At 59.2% G+C, this 14,528-nt stretch carries 15 protein-coding genes; 10 read left to right on the top strand and 5 right to left on the bottom strand.

The features are described 5' to 3' along the window. Window position 1: 1 nt before the first annotated feature. The 5 genes from AC2FIM_RS17055 (at window position 2) to AC2FIM_RS17035 (ending at window position 3,276) form a co-directional block, all read left to right on the top strand. Complete coding sequence (locus AC2FIM_RS17055; protein WP_142639176.1) at window positions 2-760, top strand: F0F1 ATP synthase subunit A; 759 nt, start codon at window positions 2-4, stop codon at window positions 758-760. Between the two features lie 48 nt (window positions 761-808). After that, window positions 809-1,033, top strand: a complete 225-nt coding sequence (locus AC2FIM_RS17050) for a F0F1 ATP synthase subunit C (RefSeq protein WP_005981269.1) — start codon at window positions 809-811, stop codon at window positions 1,031-1,033. Between the two features lie 86 nt (window positions 1,034-1,119). Beyond that, window positions 1,120-1,671 (top strand): F0F1 ATP synthase subunit B', encoded by a 552-nt coding sequence (locus AC2FIM_RS17045; protein ID WP_496708273.1) that lies wholly within the window; start codon window positions 1,120-1,122, stop codon window positions 1,669-1,671. A gap of 5 nt (window positions 1,672-1,676) precedes the next feature. Then, window positions 1,677-2,237 carry a F0F1 ATP synthase subunit B gene (locus AC2FIM_RS17040; protein WP_496678750.1) on the top strand — a complete coding sequence of 187 codons (561 nt, stop codon included), beginning with the start codon at window positions 1,677-1,679 and terminating at the stop codon, window positions 2,235-2,237. 178 nt (window positions 2,238-2,415) lie between these two features. Then, window positions 2,416-3,276, top strand: a complete 861-nt coding sequence (locus AC2FIM_RS17035; RefSeq protein WP_271951424.1) for a glycosyltransferase family 2 protein — start codon at window positions 2,416-2,418, stop codon at window positions 3,274-3,276. Here AC2FIM_RS17035 and AC2FIM_RS17030 read toward each other — a convergent pair. Beyond that, window positions 3,273-3,767, bottom strand: a complete 495-nt coding sequence (locus tag AC2FIM_RS17030) for a metal-dependent hydrolase (protein WP_281973518.1) — start codon at window positions 3,765-3,767, stop codon at window positions 3,273-3,275. The two genes, AC2FIM_RS17035 and AC2FIM_RS17030, sit on opposite strands and share 4 nt — an antisense overlap. Beyond that, entirely contained in the window at window positions 3,767-4,537 is a 771-nt protein-coding gene (locus AC2FIM_RS17025) for an FCD domain-containing protein (protein ID WP_142639185.1), read from the bottom strand. Before AC2FIM_RS17025 ends, AC2FIM_RS17030 begins: the two co-directional genes overlap by 1 nt. A 150-nt stretch (window positions 4,538-4,687) precedes the next feature. Here AC2FIM_RS17025 and AC2FIM_RS17020 point away from each other — a divergent pair, with 150 nt between their 5' ends. The 5 genes from AC2FIM_RS17020 to AC2FIM_RS17000 all read left to right on the top strand — a co-directional run bounded on the left by AC2FIM_RS17020 (window position 4,688) and on the right by AC2FIM_RS17000 (window position 11,291). Continuing rightward, window positions 4,688-5,878, top strand: coding sequence for an aminotransferase-like domain-containing protein (locus AC2FIM_RS17020; RefSeq protein WP_496708272.1), 1,191 nt, complete (start codon window positions 4,688-4,690; stop codon window positions 5,876-5,878). A gap of 44 nt (window positions 5,879-5,922) precedes the next feature. After that, window positions 5,923-6,330: a hypothetical protein gene (locus AC2FIM_RS17015; protein ID WP_281995869.1), complete on the top strand. Its 408-nt coding sequence runs from the start codon at window positions 5,923-5,925 to the stop codon at window positions 6,328-6,330. A 140-nt stretch (window positions 6,331-6,470) separates the two neighbouring features. Beyond that, a complete protein-coding gene (locus AC2FIM_RS17010) occupies window positions 6,471-9,926 on the top strand; it encodes a chromosome segregation SMC family protein (protein ID WP_496708271.1) in 3,456 nt (1,151 codons plus the stop codon). Window positions 9,927-9,980: 54 nt separating this feature from the next. Further along, window positions 9,981-10,331: a hypothetical protein gene (locus tag AC2FIM_RS17005; protein ID WP_281973514.1), complete on the top strand. Its 351-nt coding sequence runs from the start codon at window positions 9,981-9,983 to the stop codon at window positions 10,329-10,331. Window positions 10,332-10,493: 162 nt separating this feature from the next. Continuing rightward, window positions 10,494-11,291 carry a class II glutamine amidotransferase gene (locus AC2FIM_RS17000; RefSeq protein WP_271951405.1) on the top strand — a complete coding sequence of 266 codons (798 nt, stop codon included), beginning with the start codon at window positions 10,494-10,496 and terminating at the stop codon, window positions 11,289-11,291. 20 nt (window positions 11,292-11,311) lie between these two features. On the opposite strand, the gene AC2FIM_RS16995 is transcribed toward AC2FIM_RS17000, so the two are convergent. Genes AC2FIM_RS16995 through AC2FIM_RS16985 form a run of 3 tightly spaced genes read right to left on the bottom strand, consistent with a single transcriptional unit; the run spans window position 11,312 to window position 14,369 of the window. Then, a complete protein-coding gene (locus AC2FIM_RS16995; protein WP_496678759.1) occupies window positions 11,312-12,475 on the bottom strand; it encodes a lytic murein transglycosylase in 1,164 nt (387 codons plus the stop codon). 11 nt (window positions 12,476-12,486) lie between these two features. Further along, on the bottom strand, window positions 12,487-13,407 hold the full coding sequence (gene cbiB, locus AC2FIM_RS16990; protein ID WP_271951399.1) for an adenosylcobinamide-phosphate synthase CbiB: 921 nt from the start codon (window positions 13,405-13,407) through the stop codon (window positions 12,487-12,489). Continuing rightward, window positions 13,404-14,369, bottom strand: coding sequence for a threonine-phosphate decarboxylase (locus AC2FIM_RS16985; protein WP_271951396.1), 966 nt, complete (start codon window positions 14,367-14,369; stop codon window positions 13,404-13,406). The genes cbiB and AC2FIM_RS16985 overlap by 4 nt, the downstream gene beginning before the upstream one ends. Window positions 14,370-14,528 lie beyond the last annotated feature (159 nt).

Here is a 14,528-nt window from a genome sequence, read left to right as displayed (position 1 = left end):
CGTGGCAACCGAGACCACCGCAGCAGAAGGCAGCAGCCTGGTTTTCCATCCGATGGATCAGTTCATCGTCAAACCGCTTTTTGGCGACGGTGCGATTGCTTGGTACACGCCCACTAACGTCACTCTGTGGCTGTTTTTCGCAATTCTCGCCGTGATCGGCCTGCTGGTGCTCAGCACGTCCAAGCGCGCCATTGTCCCGACGCGCATGCAGTCGGTGGCCGAACTGGCCTATGGCTTTATCTACAAGATGCTTGAAGACATCTGCGGCAAGGATGGCGTCAAATACTTCCCCTATGTCATGACCCTGTTCATGTTCATCGTGACCGCGAACTTCCTGGGTCTGATCCCGACCTCGTTCACAACCACATCGCATTTCGCCGTGACCATCCCACTGGCGTTGGCCGTGTTCCTGACTGTGACCATTCTGGGTTTTGTCAAGAACGGCGCCGGATTCCTGGGCCTGTTCTGGGTCTCCAGCGCGCCGCTGGCGCTGCGCCCGATCCTGGCGATCATCGAGCTGATCTCGTACTTTGTGCGCCCGGTCAGCCACTCTATTCGTCTTGCCGGTAACGTCATGGCAGGCCACGCGGTTATCAAGGTTTTCGCAGGCTTCGCCGCGATTGCCGTGATCTCGCCCGTGTCCGTTCTGGCGATCACCGCAATGTATGGTCTTGAGGTCCTGGTGGCCTTCATCCAGGCCTACGTATTCACCATTCTGACCTGTGTATATCTCAAGGATGCACTGCATCCGTCGCACTAAGGTCCGATACCCAAACATCGAAACTTCCAATTCGTAAGGAGAAACATCATGGAAGGCGATCTCGCACACATCGGCGCAGGCCTGGCAGCAATCGGTTCCGGCGCAGCCGCAATCGGGGTGGGCAACGTAGCAGGCAACTTCCTGGCTGGCGCTCTGCGCAACCCTTCGGCGGCTGCTTCGCAGACCGCAACCCTGTTCATCGGTATCGCATTTGCAGAAGCCCTGGGGATCTTTGCATTCCTAGTTTCGCTGCTGCTGATGTTCGCCGTCTAATCTGCGGAACCTGATCCTTACGCGCAGGTGGGCCCAAGCCATAGCGGCCCGCCTGTTGTAAAGACAACGTTCCGACGGAGGACATCATGGCGACAGAACCCGTATACGAAGAGGTGGCTGGCACCTGCGTTGACTCTCATGGGTCGGCGATTGGTATGCCTCAGCTTTGCTTCGATTGGTTCCCCAACCAGATCTTCTGGCTGGTCATCACGCTGGTCGTCATCTTTCTGGTCCTGTCCCGCGTGGCTCTGCCCCGCATCGCGGCAATCCTGGCGGAACGTCAGGGGACCATTACAAATGACCTGGCTGCGGCCGAAGATCTAAAGGCCAAAGCGGTCGAGGCTGAAGAGGCCTATAACAAGGCGCTGGCCGATGCCCGTTCTGAGGCACAGCGTATCGCTGCCGAAGCACGCGCCGAAATCCAGTCTGGTCTGGATGACGCGATTGCCAAGGCAGATGCTGAAATCGCTGCAAAAGCGGCTGAATCGGAAAAGGCTATTGCCGACATCCGTGCAGGTGCGCTGGAAAGCATTCAAAACGTTGCCAAGGATACGGCAGTAGAACTAGTTACCGCTCTGGGTGGCGAGGCTGATGCCAAAACCATCAACGGTGCGGTTGACGCGCAGACAAAAGGATAAGTGACATGCGGAACACTCTTGCCCTTATCCTGACATTTGCTGCCGCCAGCCCCGCGCTGGCCGCAAGTGGCCCGTTTTTCTCGCTTGGCAACACCGACTTTGTGGTTCTGCTGGGCTTCATCGTTTTCATCGCAGTCCTGTTCTACTTCAAGGTCCCGGGCATGATTGGTGGAGCGCTGGATAAGCGTGCCGAAAGCATCAAGTCCGAACTGGACGAAGCTCGCGCCCTGCATGAAGAAGCGCGCAGCCTGCTTGCCTCGTACGAGCGCAAGCAACGCGAGGTTCAGGGTCAGGCGGATGCCATCGTGGCCGCCGCGAAGGAAGATGCGGTTCTGGCAGCTGAGCAAGCCAAGGTCGATCTGGAGAAATCCATCGCGCGCCGTCTGGCGACCGCGCAGGACCAGATCGCTTCGGCTGAAGCGTCGGCTGTCAAGGAAGTCCGCGATCAGGCCATCACCGTTGCTATTTCTGCAGCCAATGCTGTGCTGGCCAAGCAGATGACCGCCACGCAGGCCAACAAGCTGATCGACGCATCCATTGCGGATGTGAACGAAAAGCTTCACTAAGACAATTCCGGCCCGGCAGCACATCTGCCGGGTCCGGACATTGGGCTGCGAATCTCGCGCCCCGCTTCCCGATTTGACCGGGGACCGATTGTCTGCGTTACATATTCGGAAACACTCCAACCAAATTTTGCGCCCGTGCGACGGCATATGCCGAAACCGGACTGGATAAGAGCCCTTTATGACCGAATTGCCGACGATCAGTGTCGTTATTCCCAACCTGAACTGCGTCGATTTCATCGAACGGACAATCCTCTCTGTGCTCGAGCAGGAATATCCCAAGCTGGACCTGATCCTGTCGGACGGCGGTAGCACCGATGGTTCGATGGAGGTGGTCGAAAAGTACCGCGATGCGTTTTCACATATCATCTCGGGCCCGGATACCGGGCAGGCCAACGCTGTAAACAAAGGCTTTGCAGTGGCCACGGGCGACGTAATGGGTTGGATCAATTCGGACGATGTTCTTATTCCCGGCGGCCTTGCCACGGTAGGATCGCTGTTTGCGTTGAACAAAAACATGAATTGGATGACCGGGCGGGTCACGTGCATTGACGAGGAAGACAATGTCCTGACTGTACGGCGCCCAAAGCCTGTTTCACGGGTAAGACTGCTTGCCGGGGATTATCAGTGGGTTCAGCAGGAATCGACCTATTGGCGGCGTGACCTATGGGATCAGGTCGGGGGCCAACTGAACGAGAACCTCAAGCTTGCCGTCGACGGAGAGTTATGGCTGCGGTTTTCGCGACATACCGATTTGGTGCCCGTGCATGCTCAGGTTGGGGCTTTCCGGTTCCGCAAGGGCCAGCGGTCCGAAGCGGCTGAGGCTTACCATGCGGAAATGCTTCAGGCGATTGAGGTCGAGCGTCAGGCGCAGAGCCGGTCGGATGACCTGATCGGGGCGATATTGGACACGCCGTTGGAATTGCGCTCTCGGACCGAAGCTGAAGGGTTGTTTCCGTCGCTGTCCAGTCAGGACCCGAAGGCAATGAAACGGCCAAATTTGTGGGTTCACAGTCTTAAGCGGCGGTTGAACGGAATTTAACCCTCAAGGCCCTGCTGTTTCTTGCGCCTGCTGGTCCACCACACATAGGCCGCCAGGAGAGTGATTGCGATTTCGATCTTGAAGGTCCAATGGCTTAGAAAAGATAAAATCCAATGAGAATGCGTGGCCTGAACAACCACCAGCGGGTGGGTGAATTCGAAAATTGGCCAAGCCCATGCCACTTCGCCAACAATCGAATCCAAGGTCATATGCACCAGACCCCCGGCGCCGAAGGCTGCAGTAATGAGTCCTGCGCGCGGGAATCTTAGCCACAGCAGCAGGCCGAGCGTCAGGATGCCGAGCCAAAGCAGAGGGCGGTGTGTGAGGTATTCGTGATGGTGGTGGCTGCGATTGTCTACGAAATAGAACCACAGCAAATCGATATCTGGGGCGATGGAACCAATCATCGCAGCGGCAAACGCAGCTTTATCCAATCCGGGCGTCGCAGTGCGAAAGACCAGATACGCACCAGGTAGGTGCCCAATGAACATCAGTGCTGTCCTGTCTCATGGTCCAGGCGCTGCTGCGCAATGGCTTCGTTCCGCAGGGCTTTCTGGTGGTCTTCCATGCAGATGCGAACAAAGCCCAGATGCTCCTGGACTGCAACGCGCGCAGCCTCAGGGTCGCGTGCCTGCAGCGCTGAATTGATTTCCCGGTGCTGATCCAGAATGGCGTCTCGCGTCGTACGCTGCCGGAACATCATCTGCCGATTGTAGAAGACACCCTGTCGTAGCAGGTCGAACATCGACCGCATCATATGCAGCATGACCACGTTGTGACTGGCCTCAATGATGGCCATGTGGAACTGCGCATCCAGATGGGCCTCTTCCTCGGCCGCATTGCGGGCATGGGCGGCTTCCATCTTGTCAAAGATCGCCTGTACGACCTTCAGGTCGCTTTCCGACCCCAGTCTTGCCGCGCGTTCTGCTGCAAGCCCTTCCATGTCCCGACGGAAGGACAGATAGTCGAAAACCGCCTCGTCATGGCTGCTGAACAACCGGATCAGAGCCGGTGAAAAAGCCGAGCCTAAGACTTCGGCAACATAGATTCCTGACCCCGCCTTGGCTGTCAGCAAACCCTGATGCTGAAGATCAGAAATCGCTTCGCGCAGTGAGGGGCGTGAAACGCCCAGACGGTCGGCCAGTTCCCGTTCTGCAGGCAAACGTTCTCCGGGGCGCAGGATCCCGCGCAGAATCAGCAACTCGATTTGTTTGACCACCGCAATGGACAGCTTTTCAGTTTGGATCTTTTGGAAGGGCATGGCGGCGCGTTTTCGAAATTGGTCAATTCATATGACCACGTATCCGGGTCTGGTTCAAGCAGGGGGGTGGAGTTGAATTTAGGTCAGCAATGTTGACATTAAAGAAATTGCCCCTAGGGTAGGTCGCAACAGGGCAGGAGGAGGCCAAGGATGACCCAGAAACTATTTGCAACGCGGGCGTCCCGGATGAAAGCATCGGAAATCCGCGAGTTGTTGAAACTTCTTGATCAGCCGGGAATCATCTCGTTCGCGGGCGGCATCCCAGACCCAAACCTGTTTCCCACCGAGGCCTTTGCCCAAGCTTGTCAGGCCGCTTTGAATGCTGGGCCGCAGGCGCTGCAATATTCAGTCAGCGAGGGCTATGGTCCATTGCGCGAATGGCTTGTGCAGCATATGCGCGAGATCGGCGTCGATTGTAGTGTCGATAACATCCTGATCACCTCGGGATCGCAACAGGCCTTGGATTATCTGGGCAAGCTCTATTTGTCGCCAGGGGATACTGCGTTGATCGGCTGGCCGACCTATCTGGGGGCGATCAACGCCTTTGATGCCTATGAGCCCCGGTTCGACCGTCTCATGCTTAATGGCAATAGAGGTGCCGCCGAATATTCCGAAGCCGCAGGCGAGGGCGCGGTCAAATTCGCTTATCTGTCGCCTGATTTCGCAAATCCAACCGGTGAAACCGTTGACCTGCGTGGTCGAGAATACCTGCTGGATCTTGCCGATGATCTGAATATCGCGGTGATCGAGGACGGCGCCTATCAGGCTCTGCGCTATGAGGGTGACGCGATCCCTCCGGTCCTGGCGTTGGAACAGGCGCGAAAAGGGTCGATCGAGGCCTGCCGTACGATCTATTGCGGCAGCTTCTCGAAAACGCTGTCTCCGGGTTTGCGCGTTGGTTGGGTGGTGGCTGCCAAGCCTGTCATCTCGCAACTGGTGTTGGTCAAGCAGGCGGCGGATTTGCATTCGCCCACATTGAACCAGATGGCGGTTGAGCAGGTTGCGCGCACGCATTTTGACACACACATCCCACTGTTGCGGCAGGCCTATGGTGCCAGGCGTGATGCGATGCTGGAGGCGCTGCAACAGAACATGCCCGATGGTGTTCAGTGGACGCATCCGCACGGGGGCATGTTCATCTGGGTGACTCTGCCTGCCGGTATGAACGGGGCAGACCTGCTGGCCCGTGCGCTCGACACAGTGAAACTGGCCTTTGTGCCGGGTCGGGCCTTTTTCGCAGATGGTTCGGGCGCCAATACGATCCGGTTGAGTTTCTCGAACTCGGATGAGGATACGATCCGCGAAGGTATTCGCCGCTTGGGAACAGTACTTAGGGCCTGAGCGAAGGAAAGGTTCTGTTAACCAGTTTTGGCAATGATGCGGATATGATCCGGATTTTGTCTTTTCTGATGCTGGCAGCATGTTCGGCCGGGACCCCTCACTTTCGCGATGTTCAGGTGACGCGTATCGCTGTGAATGGCAGCGTATTTGATGTTCGCGTGCGCGGAGATCTGGCCGAAGCCGTTCGGGTTAATTCGCAATACGCTCCGCGTCTTGGCCCGATCCGCGAACGAGCGGCCATGGCGATGGCTCAGGTCTCGGGATGCCCGATACTGGATGTCCTGGGCGACGCGGCCGTGACCGTTGGCGTTTTGGGTTGTGACCGCGCCATGGGCAAGCGGTTGCTGCTGACGGCGGTTTCAGTCCCGAATTACGAATGCATTGATACCGGGCTGTTTCAAGACCTTGGTAACGGCGACGGCTATCAGGTCTTTGAGTGTACAGCCTACTGAATCGCGCTTTTTCTTGCGGATTTAGGCAAGATGTTGTGGATAAGTGGGCCATATATCCCATATCCTGCGCGACTCCGTTGACTCACCCCCAATCCGTTGCGCAGACTTCGAAGGTATAGGAATCACGGGACCCATTGCCTTTGCGCTTTAGCAAACTCAAACTCACCGGCTTCAAAAGCTTTGTTGATCCGACCGATCTGATTATCGCGGATGGGTTGACCGGTGTTGTGGGCCCTAATGGTTGTGGCAAATCCAATCTGCTGGAAGCTCTGCGTTGGGTGATGGGGGAAAACCGACCCAAATCCATGCGCGGTGGCGCGATGGAAGATGTGATTTTCGCCGGGGCCGCCACGCGGCCGGCCCGCAATTTTGCCGAAGTTGTGCTGACCATGGACAACTCCGAGCGGCTCGCGCCCTCGGGTTTCAATGACAGCGACCAGCTTGAGATTGTCCGCCGCATCACCCGAGATGTCGGCAGCGCCTATAAGACCAATGGCAAGGATGTGCGGGCGCGTGATGTGCAGATGTTGTTCGCCGACGCCTCAACGGGTGCGCATTCTCCGGCGCTGGTCGGACAGAACCGCATTGCCGAACTGATTAACGCCAAACCCCGCTCTCGCCGCCGCATTCTGGAAGAGGCGGCCGGAATTTCGGGCCTCTATCAGCGCCGACACGAGGCCGAGTTGAAGCTGAAGGGTACCGAGGCCAACCTGACCCGTGTGGATGACGTGCTGGAACAACTGGGCGGACAGCTGGCGCAGCTGGCCCGTCAGGCGCGTCAGGCCGCCCGCTATCGCGAAATCGGAGAGCAGCTGCGCCAAGCCGAAGGCATGTTGCTCTATCGTCGCTGGAAAGAGGCCGACATGGCCCGCCAGCAGGCCGAGGAAAAGCTGCGCGAACGCCTGACCGAGGCGTCGCGCGCCGAAGCTGATGCACGCTCTGCCGTCGCAAGTCGGGCGGAAATCGAAGAAACCCTGCCACCCCTGCGCGAAGAAGAGGCCATTGCCGCCGCCGTCCTGCAGCGCCAGCAGGTGCAGCGGGATCAGTTGTCAGATCAGGAAACCCGCGCCCGTCAGACGATTGAGACATTGACTAATCGCATTCAGCAGCTTGGTAACGATATCGAGCGCGAGGCCGGGCTGAACCGCGATGCGGGGCAGATGATCGAACGGCTGGAATGGGAAGCTCGTGAATTGGCCAAAGCTGCCGATGGCCACGACGAAAAAGTCGCCGAGGCCGCCGAGGTCGCGCGCGAAGCGGCCTCTGTCCTGCAAGACCGCGAAGACCACTTGTCACAAGAGACTGAGGATATGGCGCGTCTGGTTGCGCGCCACCAATCCGGCCAGCGATTGGTCGACGACAGCCGCAAAACGCTGGCCAGGTCGGAAGGTGAAGAGGAAAAGGCCCGCGCAGCGGTGGATGAGGCGAAAACAGCCCTGACCCGCGCCGCCGAGGCATTTGAGGCCGCGCAAGAGGGTGAAGAAGAGGCTCGCGAGGCCTCTGAAGCCGCCGAAGAGGCACTGGCCGCCGCTGACGAGTTACGCAATGAAACCCAGGGCCGCGAGGCCGAGGCCCGTGCGAAAAGATCCGAAGCTGAAGGTGAGCTGGGTGCGATCCGCGCCGAAACCACAGCTCTGGCCAAGCTGGTTGAACGGGATACCGCAGAAGGCGGGCAGGTGCTCGACATGCTGCGTGTGGCTCCGGGTTATGAAAAGGCATTGGGCGCTGCGCTTGCGGATGATCTGAGGGCACCCTTGGTCGAGGGCGACGGGCCATCAGGCTGGGTACCGGTTGCTGGCTATGATGCCGATCAATCGCTGCCCAATGGGGCCGAGCCGCTGGCCTTGCATGTATCCGGTCCTGATCGCCTCAGCCGCCGGATCGCGCAGATCGGTTTGGTTGACGCGGATCAGGGCGCACGCTTGCAAGCCTCGCTGAAACCCGGTCAACGGTTGGTTTCGCGTTCGGGCGACCTGTGGCGGTGGGACGGATTCCGTGCCTGGGCCGAGGATGCGCCAAGTGCGGCCGCCCTGCGGCTTGAACAGCTCAACAAACTTGAGGCACTGAAACAGGAACTGGCCAGGACCGAGGCGCAGGCCGACGGGGCCCGCGCCGCGCACGAGACGCTGTCGCAACAACTGGCCGACGTGACCGAGGCTGACCGCCGCGCCCGCGAGGCACGCCGCGCCGCCGATCAGCGTATGGCTGAAACCGCGCGTCTGCTCAGCAGGGCCGAGGCCGATCGCAATCTGGCGCAGGGCAGGCTGGAAACGCTGGCGCTTGCCGTTGATCGCCACAAAGAGGATGCGATGTCCGCCCGTGCCCAGCTGCGCGAGGCCGAGGGCGCCTTGACCGGTCTGGGCAATCTCGACAATGCCCGCGCGCAGGTCGAAGACATCAAACAGACGGTCGAGGCGGCGCGGATCACGATGCTGACTCACCGCTCGTCCCATGACGAGCTGCGCCGCGAGGGCGAGGCCCGTACCCGCCGTACACAAGAGGTCACCAAAGACCTCAGCGGTTGGCGGCACCGCCTGGACAGCGCCGAAAAGCGAATCTCGGAACTGGCCGAGCGCAAGGAAAGTTCCGAGGAAGAGCTATCCGAAGCGATGGCTGCTCCGGGCGAAATCGCCGAGGCGCGTGAAGAGTTGAACGAATTGATCGAAACTGCCGAAGCCCGCCGGGCCGAGGCCGCCGACAAGTTGGCTGCCGCCGAGGCCCGCCAGCGAGAGATTGTGCTGGCTGAGCGCGAAGCGGAACGTCTGGCTTCGGAGGCGCGCGAAAGCCGCGCCGCCGCTGAGGCGCGCTGTGATGCAGCCAAAGAGGCCGTATCGGCAGCGGCCGAGCGTATCGCTGAGGATCAACAGCTAACCCCGAACCAGTTGCTGAACCAGCTGGATGTGAATCCCGACCAGATGCCGGCTGCCGATGCTCTTGAGGCCGAGGTCAACCGCCACAAACGCCAGCGCGATGCGATGGGCGCGGTAAACCTGCGTGCCGAAGAGGACAGCAAAGATGTTCAGGAAGAATTCGACACGCTGAACGGCGAAAAGGCCGATCTCGAAGAGGCGATCAAAGCGCTGCGCAGCGGCATCTCCAGCCTCAACCGCGAAGGACGCGAACGGCTACTGACCGCGTTTGAACAGGTGAATTCGAACTTCGCCATGTTGTTCAAGCATCTCTTTGGTGGTGGCGAGGCCAATCTGGTCATGGTCGAAAGCGACGACCCTCTGGATGCCGGCCTTGAAATCATGTGCCAGCCGCCGGGCAAGAAATTGTCGACGCTCAGCCTGCTTTCGGGCGGTGAACAGACCCTGACCGCGACGGCCCTGATCTTTGGCGTCTTTCTGGCGAACCCGGCTCCGATCTGTGTTCTGGACGAGGTCGATGCGCCGCTGGATGATGCCAACGTGACCCGGTTCTGCGACCTTCTGGACGAGATGTGCCGCCAGACCGACACACGGTTCCTGATCATCACCCACCACGCGGTGACCATGGCGCGGATGGATCGTCTGTTCGGCGTCACCATGCAAGAACAGGGTGTCAGCCAGCTGGTCTCGGTTGATCTGAAGAAAGCCGAACAGATGGTCGCCTGACCTCTCACTGCAACGTTATGAGCGGTTTCGTAAGAATTGGGTTAGGCTGCTGCCATGACCCGTTTCCTGATCATCGCCCTACTGACTGCTACCCCTTTAGGGGCCGCGGAATGGACGACCAAGCCCGATGACGTCCCTCTGACCCAACAAGAGTTGACGGCGCTGGCGGGTCGGACGCTGACCTTTTATGATGACGGGCAGTCGCGATACTCGGCTGGCGGGGCCTATTCCTATACCTATGCCAGCGGAGAATCCGCGTTCGGAACCTATTCCATCGCGGAGGATGGCAGTATCTGCGTGCAATACAGAAACGGGTTCGGTCGATGTGATCTTTATGTCCTGAGTGCTGGACGCCTGATCCTGATCACGGAAAAGGGAGAGCGTTTCCCGGTACGGCCCGAGTGACATTCAAGAAACCGCGGCATCTGTTGAAAATGATCTGAAAATTTGGATCTTTGGTGGTCATTTAATCGTAATATTTCAAAATTAGATGGGGATCAGGGGCGAATTCTCACCCCGCGTTGTTGTAAGTTCCCGTATCAACAACGGATCAAAAGAGGCGGGTCGATGTGCAGATTTCTGGCTTGGGCGGGTGCGAAACGGTTTCTGGACGAACTTGTCATGGACCAGGAACAGTCGCTGGTGCATCAAAGCAGAAACGCCCTGATTGGCAAAACGCCGATCAACGCGGATGGTTTTGGGTTGGCCTGGTATTCCGGGCGCGAAACGCCGTGTTTTTACAAAGACACCAACCCGGCTTGGTCGGATGCCAACCTGAAACAGTTGACCCATCACACGAAATCGCACCTGTTCCTGGCGCATGTACGTGCCTCAACTGGGACTGCCACGTCGCGGAACAACTGCCATCCTTTTGGCTGTGGTAAGTGGAGCTTTATGCATAACGGGCAGGCAGGTGGCCATGACCGTATCCGCCAACAGCTTGACGGGATGATACCTAGCCACCTGTACGATCATCGCCTTGGCGCAACTGAAAGCGAGGCGATTTTTCTGATTGCCCATGGCGAAGGGTTGGACGCCGAACCCATCGCCGCGATGGAGCGTGCGGTGCACCGTGTCGAGGTGCTTGCCCGCGCCAAAGGAAGCCTACCCCATATGCGCTTTGCCGCCTGCTGGTCCGATGGAGATCGCCTGTTTGCTGCGCGCTATGCCTCGGACCGTTTCGCACCCAGCCTGCATTACAGGCCCTGCGATGATGGGATCATTATCGCGTCTGAGCCGCTGGATGCGAAGAATGGCGATTGGGCCGAGATCCCGGCAAATACCGCCATCGAGACACGCGGCGATAGGCTGCAGATGCATGTGTTTGAGCCGAACGGGCGATCTTTGGACGCCGAAGTCGCCTAGATCGCCGTATCGAAGAGCGACTAGAGCCGGTTCAACAACTCAGCCGTTGGCCAGGCATCCGCAGGCAGGCCAAGTCGTGTTTGCTCTGACTGGACAGCCGCGCGGGTCCCAGCGCCCAGAATCCCGTCGATCTTGCCCACATTATGGCCGCGCGCCTGCAGCTTGCTTTGCAGCTGCTTCATCTGTGGACCCGATAAGCCTTGGGCCGCGTTGCCCGCGTCATAGACCTGTGCCCCTTCAAGCCGGGTGCCGAAATAGGCGGCGGTCAGCACATAGACAAAGCTCTGGTTCCATTCGAAATACACATCGAAATTTGGATAGGCCAAAAACGCCGGCCCGTTATGCCCTTGCGGTAGGATCAGCGAGGCGGGCAGGTTGGACAGCGACCCGTTGCGCGCCTGAACGCCCATCGCCTGCCAGTCAGAAATCGAACGCGGTTTGCCCGGGCCCGATAGCGACCAATCCATCCGTGCGGGTACGGTGACCTCTTGCAGCCAAGGCTGCCCCGGTTGCCAGCCCAGATGCGACAGCATCTTGGCGCCCGACATAAGCGCATCGGGCGCAGAGGTCTTTAGCGAAACCTTGCCGTCACCATCGCCATCGACCCCGTTTTCCAGAATGTCTCGGGGCAGCATCTGTACCATTCCAATCTCGCCAGCCCAAGCACCTGACGTGCGGGCCGGGTCGAAATTTCCCCGGCTGTACAGCTCAATCGCGGCGAACACCTGAGGCCGGAACAATTCTGGACGACGGCAATCATGCGCCAGTGTCACCAGCGCATTGCGGGTGTTGAAATCCCCCTGAAACGACCCGTAATCCGTTTCGAACGCCCAAAATGCCAACAGCACCCCGCGCGAGACACCATATTGTTGCTCGATTCGGTCAAACACCGCGTCGTATCTGCGCGACATGGCCTGACCCCGGTCGATCCGGTTTTGTGAAATCAGGTGTCGCGAAAAATCAATGAACGGTTTCTGGAACACGCCCTGTGCCCGGTCGGCTTTCAATACCGCGTTGTCTTGTTGCACACCTTTGAAGAAGGCATTGACGGTGGATTTGTCAAAGCCTTGCTGAACGGCCTCGGCCTTCAACCCCTTCACGAAGGAGTTGAAACCCCCACCACATTGGGCAAACGCAGGTGAAGCAAACAAGGCGGCGGCAACAAGGCCGGAAAGAAAACGCATGGACAGGTCCGTCAGATTATGAAGCTGACCCCAACCCACACTGACACGAGGCCAAGCGCAAGCCCCCATATCCTCCAAAGCATGTCGCATGCGCGGAAAACCTCTGGCGCGCCGATGTCGCGCGGGGCCTCGCCGTTGACCCAAGCCAGATCCCTGAGCTGCCCGTCATAGCTGCGCGGCCCGGCAAGGGCCACGCTCAGCGCGCGTGCCATTGCCGCCTCGGGCCAGCCAGCGTTGGGAGAGATATGGCGGCGCGCATCGCCCACCATCTGCTCCCATTTCGCCCATTGGTTTGACAAGATGACGATCAATAGAAAGGTCAGTCGTGCGGGGACCAGGTTCAGGACATCGTCCAACCGCGCAGCTGCCCATCCGAAATCACGGTATTTATCCGTGCGATAGCCGACCATGCTGTCGGCGGTATTGATCGCCTTGTAGACCAGAAGCCCTGGCAGGCCACCCACCAGAAACCAGAAGGCCGGCGCGATGACTCCGTCGCTGAGGTTTTCAGCCGCGCTCTCGATCGCGGATCGGGCGACCTGTGCTTCGGTCATGTCCTTGGTGTCGCGTGACACGATCATGGCGACCTTCGCGCGCCCATCGACCAGCGAGGTCTGCAAACCCTCGCCAACAGCGCGAACATGTTCCACCAGCGATTTTTGTGCCAACAGCACAGCGCAGATGATGGTGCCGATGATCGGGCCAAGCAAAGACAGAAGCCCCCCAAGCCCAGCGGCACCTGCGACCAGCAGCGCGGCAACAGCTATGCCCTTAAGGCGACGGTACGAGTCATGGTTCAGGCGGTCGTCAAGCCACTCGATGAGTTTACCAATCATAACGGCGGGGTGCCGGATGCGCGACCACAGCCAATCCGGCTCGCCCAGTGCCGCATCCAGACACATGGCGCAGACCAAGATAAAGGCGGTGCTCACAGGGCCGCCTCAAGCCGCGCCCAGCCATCTGCCGGTGGCAGGCCAAGGCGCAGATAGGTTTGCGAATAGGGGAATACACGACTCCAGATATGTGCGCGGGCCAGACGGTCTTGCCAGGCACTGGCGTCGTCGACCTGATAGAGCCGGAACAGGCTGGTGCCGCCGATCAGCTGCGCGCCTTTCTGCGTTACCATCCGATCCATCCGGGCGGCATCGGCCGCCAAAAGCAGGCGGGTCTCGTCAGCCCAGGCCGTGTCGCGCAGCGCTTGCTCTCCGATCCGCAAGGCGGGACCTGAGACCGCCCAAGGCCCGGTCAGATCGTTCAAACGTGCGATCAGACCGGAGCGTGCGATGGCAAATCCCAGCCGTAGCCCCGCCAGCCCCCAAAACTTGCCAAAGCTTTTCAGCACGATAACTCCGGGCCGGTCGGCAAGATGGATCAGCGAGGCATCGGGCGTGACGTCGCAAAAGCTCTCGTCGATAATCGTCAGGGGGGCATCCACATCGCCCACGCTCCAGATGCGCCCATCTGGGTTGTTGGGGTGCACGATCACGCGTGCCTCAACTGGGCCGGAGTTCTGTAGCGTCCAGCCCTGCACGGCAAAGGCGGCGGCATGTTCGTTATAGGTCGGAGTGGTAATCTGAACCCGGCCGGTTGCAGCCAGCGCAGGAATGCGGGCGATCAGAGCAGATGCGCCGGGCGCAGGCAGGATCTCTGCACCCTCGGGAACTGACCAGAAACTGCGGGCCGCATCGGCCAGCCGTTCAAATGCGCCATGGTCGGGCAATTCCATCCAATCCGATGGGGTGAGCCCGGCAACCTCGTATGGAACCGGATTGATTCCGGTGGACAGGTCGATCCAATCGGTTCGCTTACCGCCATAAACTGACATGGCCCCATCCAGCCCACCGCCATGGTCCCGAGCGGCCCGCGGATTCAAATCTCTATTTTCGCGCGCCATCGGGCCCCTCGCCGGAATCACCAAATTTTGCCTGTTTCAAGCGGATTTCTGCCAGTTTTACAAGCAAATCCGCGTGATCAGGGGCGTGCTCCGGCTCGGTTAACACTTTGTTAATGAATTGGCGTGAACACAAACCTTAGGGGTCGGCACCACTCACCA

The sequence above is a fragment of the Ruegeria sp. CDSC052 genome (assembly GCF_059610685.1).
Note: the sequence above shows the minus strand (reverse complement) of the source record. Positions and strands in the feature narration are given on the sequence as shown.

What these genes read in the sequence shown, in the direction of transcription:
- AC2FIM_RS16985 (WP_271951396.1), bottom strand. Translation starts at nt 14,369, where the DNA reads ATGGCGCGCGAAAATAGAGATTTGAATCCGCGGGCCGCTCGGGACCAT.
- AC2FIM_RS17050 (WP_005981269.1), top strand. Translation starts at nt 809, where the DNA reads ATGGAAGGCGATCTCGCACACATCGGCGCAGGCCTGGCAGCAATCGGT.
- AC2FIM_RS17030 (WP_281973518.1), bottom strand. Translation starts at nt 3,767, where the DNA reads ATGTTCATTGGGCACCTACCTGGTGCGTATCTGGTCTTTCGCACTGCG.
- AC2FIM_RS17035 (WP_271951424.1), top strand. Translation starts at nt 2,416, where the DNA reads ATGACCGAATTGCCGACGATCAGTGTCGTTATTCCCAACCTGAACTGC.
- AC2FIM_RS17000 (WP_271951405.1), top strand. Translation starts at nt 10,494, where the DNA reads ATGTGCAGATTTCTGGCTTGGGCGGGTGCGAAACGGTTTCTGGACGAA.
- AC2FIM_RS17040 (WP_496678750.1), top strand. Translation starts at nt 1,677, where the DNA reads ATGCGGAACACTCTTGCCCTTATCCTGACATTTGCTGCCGCCAGCCCC.
- AC2FIM_RS17025 (WP_142639185.1), bottom strand. Translation starts at nt 4,537, where the DNA reads ATGCCCTTCCAAAAGATCCAAACTGAAAAGCTGTCCATTGCGGTGGTC.
- AC2FIM_RS16995 (WP_496678759.1), bottom strand. Translation starts at nt 12,475, where the DNA reads ATGCGTTTTCTTTCCGGCCTTGTTGCCGCCGCCTTGTTTGCTTCACCT.
- AC2FIM_RS17020 (WP_496708272.1), top strand. Translation starts at nt 4,688, where the DNA reads ATGACCCAGAAACTATTTGCAACGCGGGCGTCCCGGATGAAAGCATCG.
- AC2FIM_RS17005 (WP_281973514.1), top strand. Translation starts at nt 9,981, where the DNA reads ATGACCCGTTTCCTGATCATCGCCCTACTGACTGCTACCCCTTTAGGG.
- AC2FIM_RS17015 (WP_281995869.1), top strand. Translation starts at nt 5,923, where the DNA reads ATGATCCGGATTTTGTCTTTTCTGATGCTGGCAGCATGTTCGGCCGGG.
- AC2FIM_RS17045 (WP_496708273.1), top strand. Translation starts at nt 1,120, where the DNA reads ATGGCGACAGAACCCGTATACGAAGAGGTGGCTGGCACCTGCGTTGAC.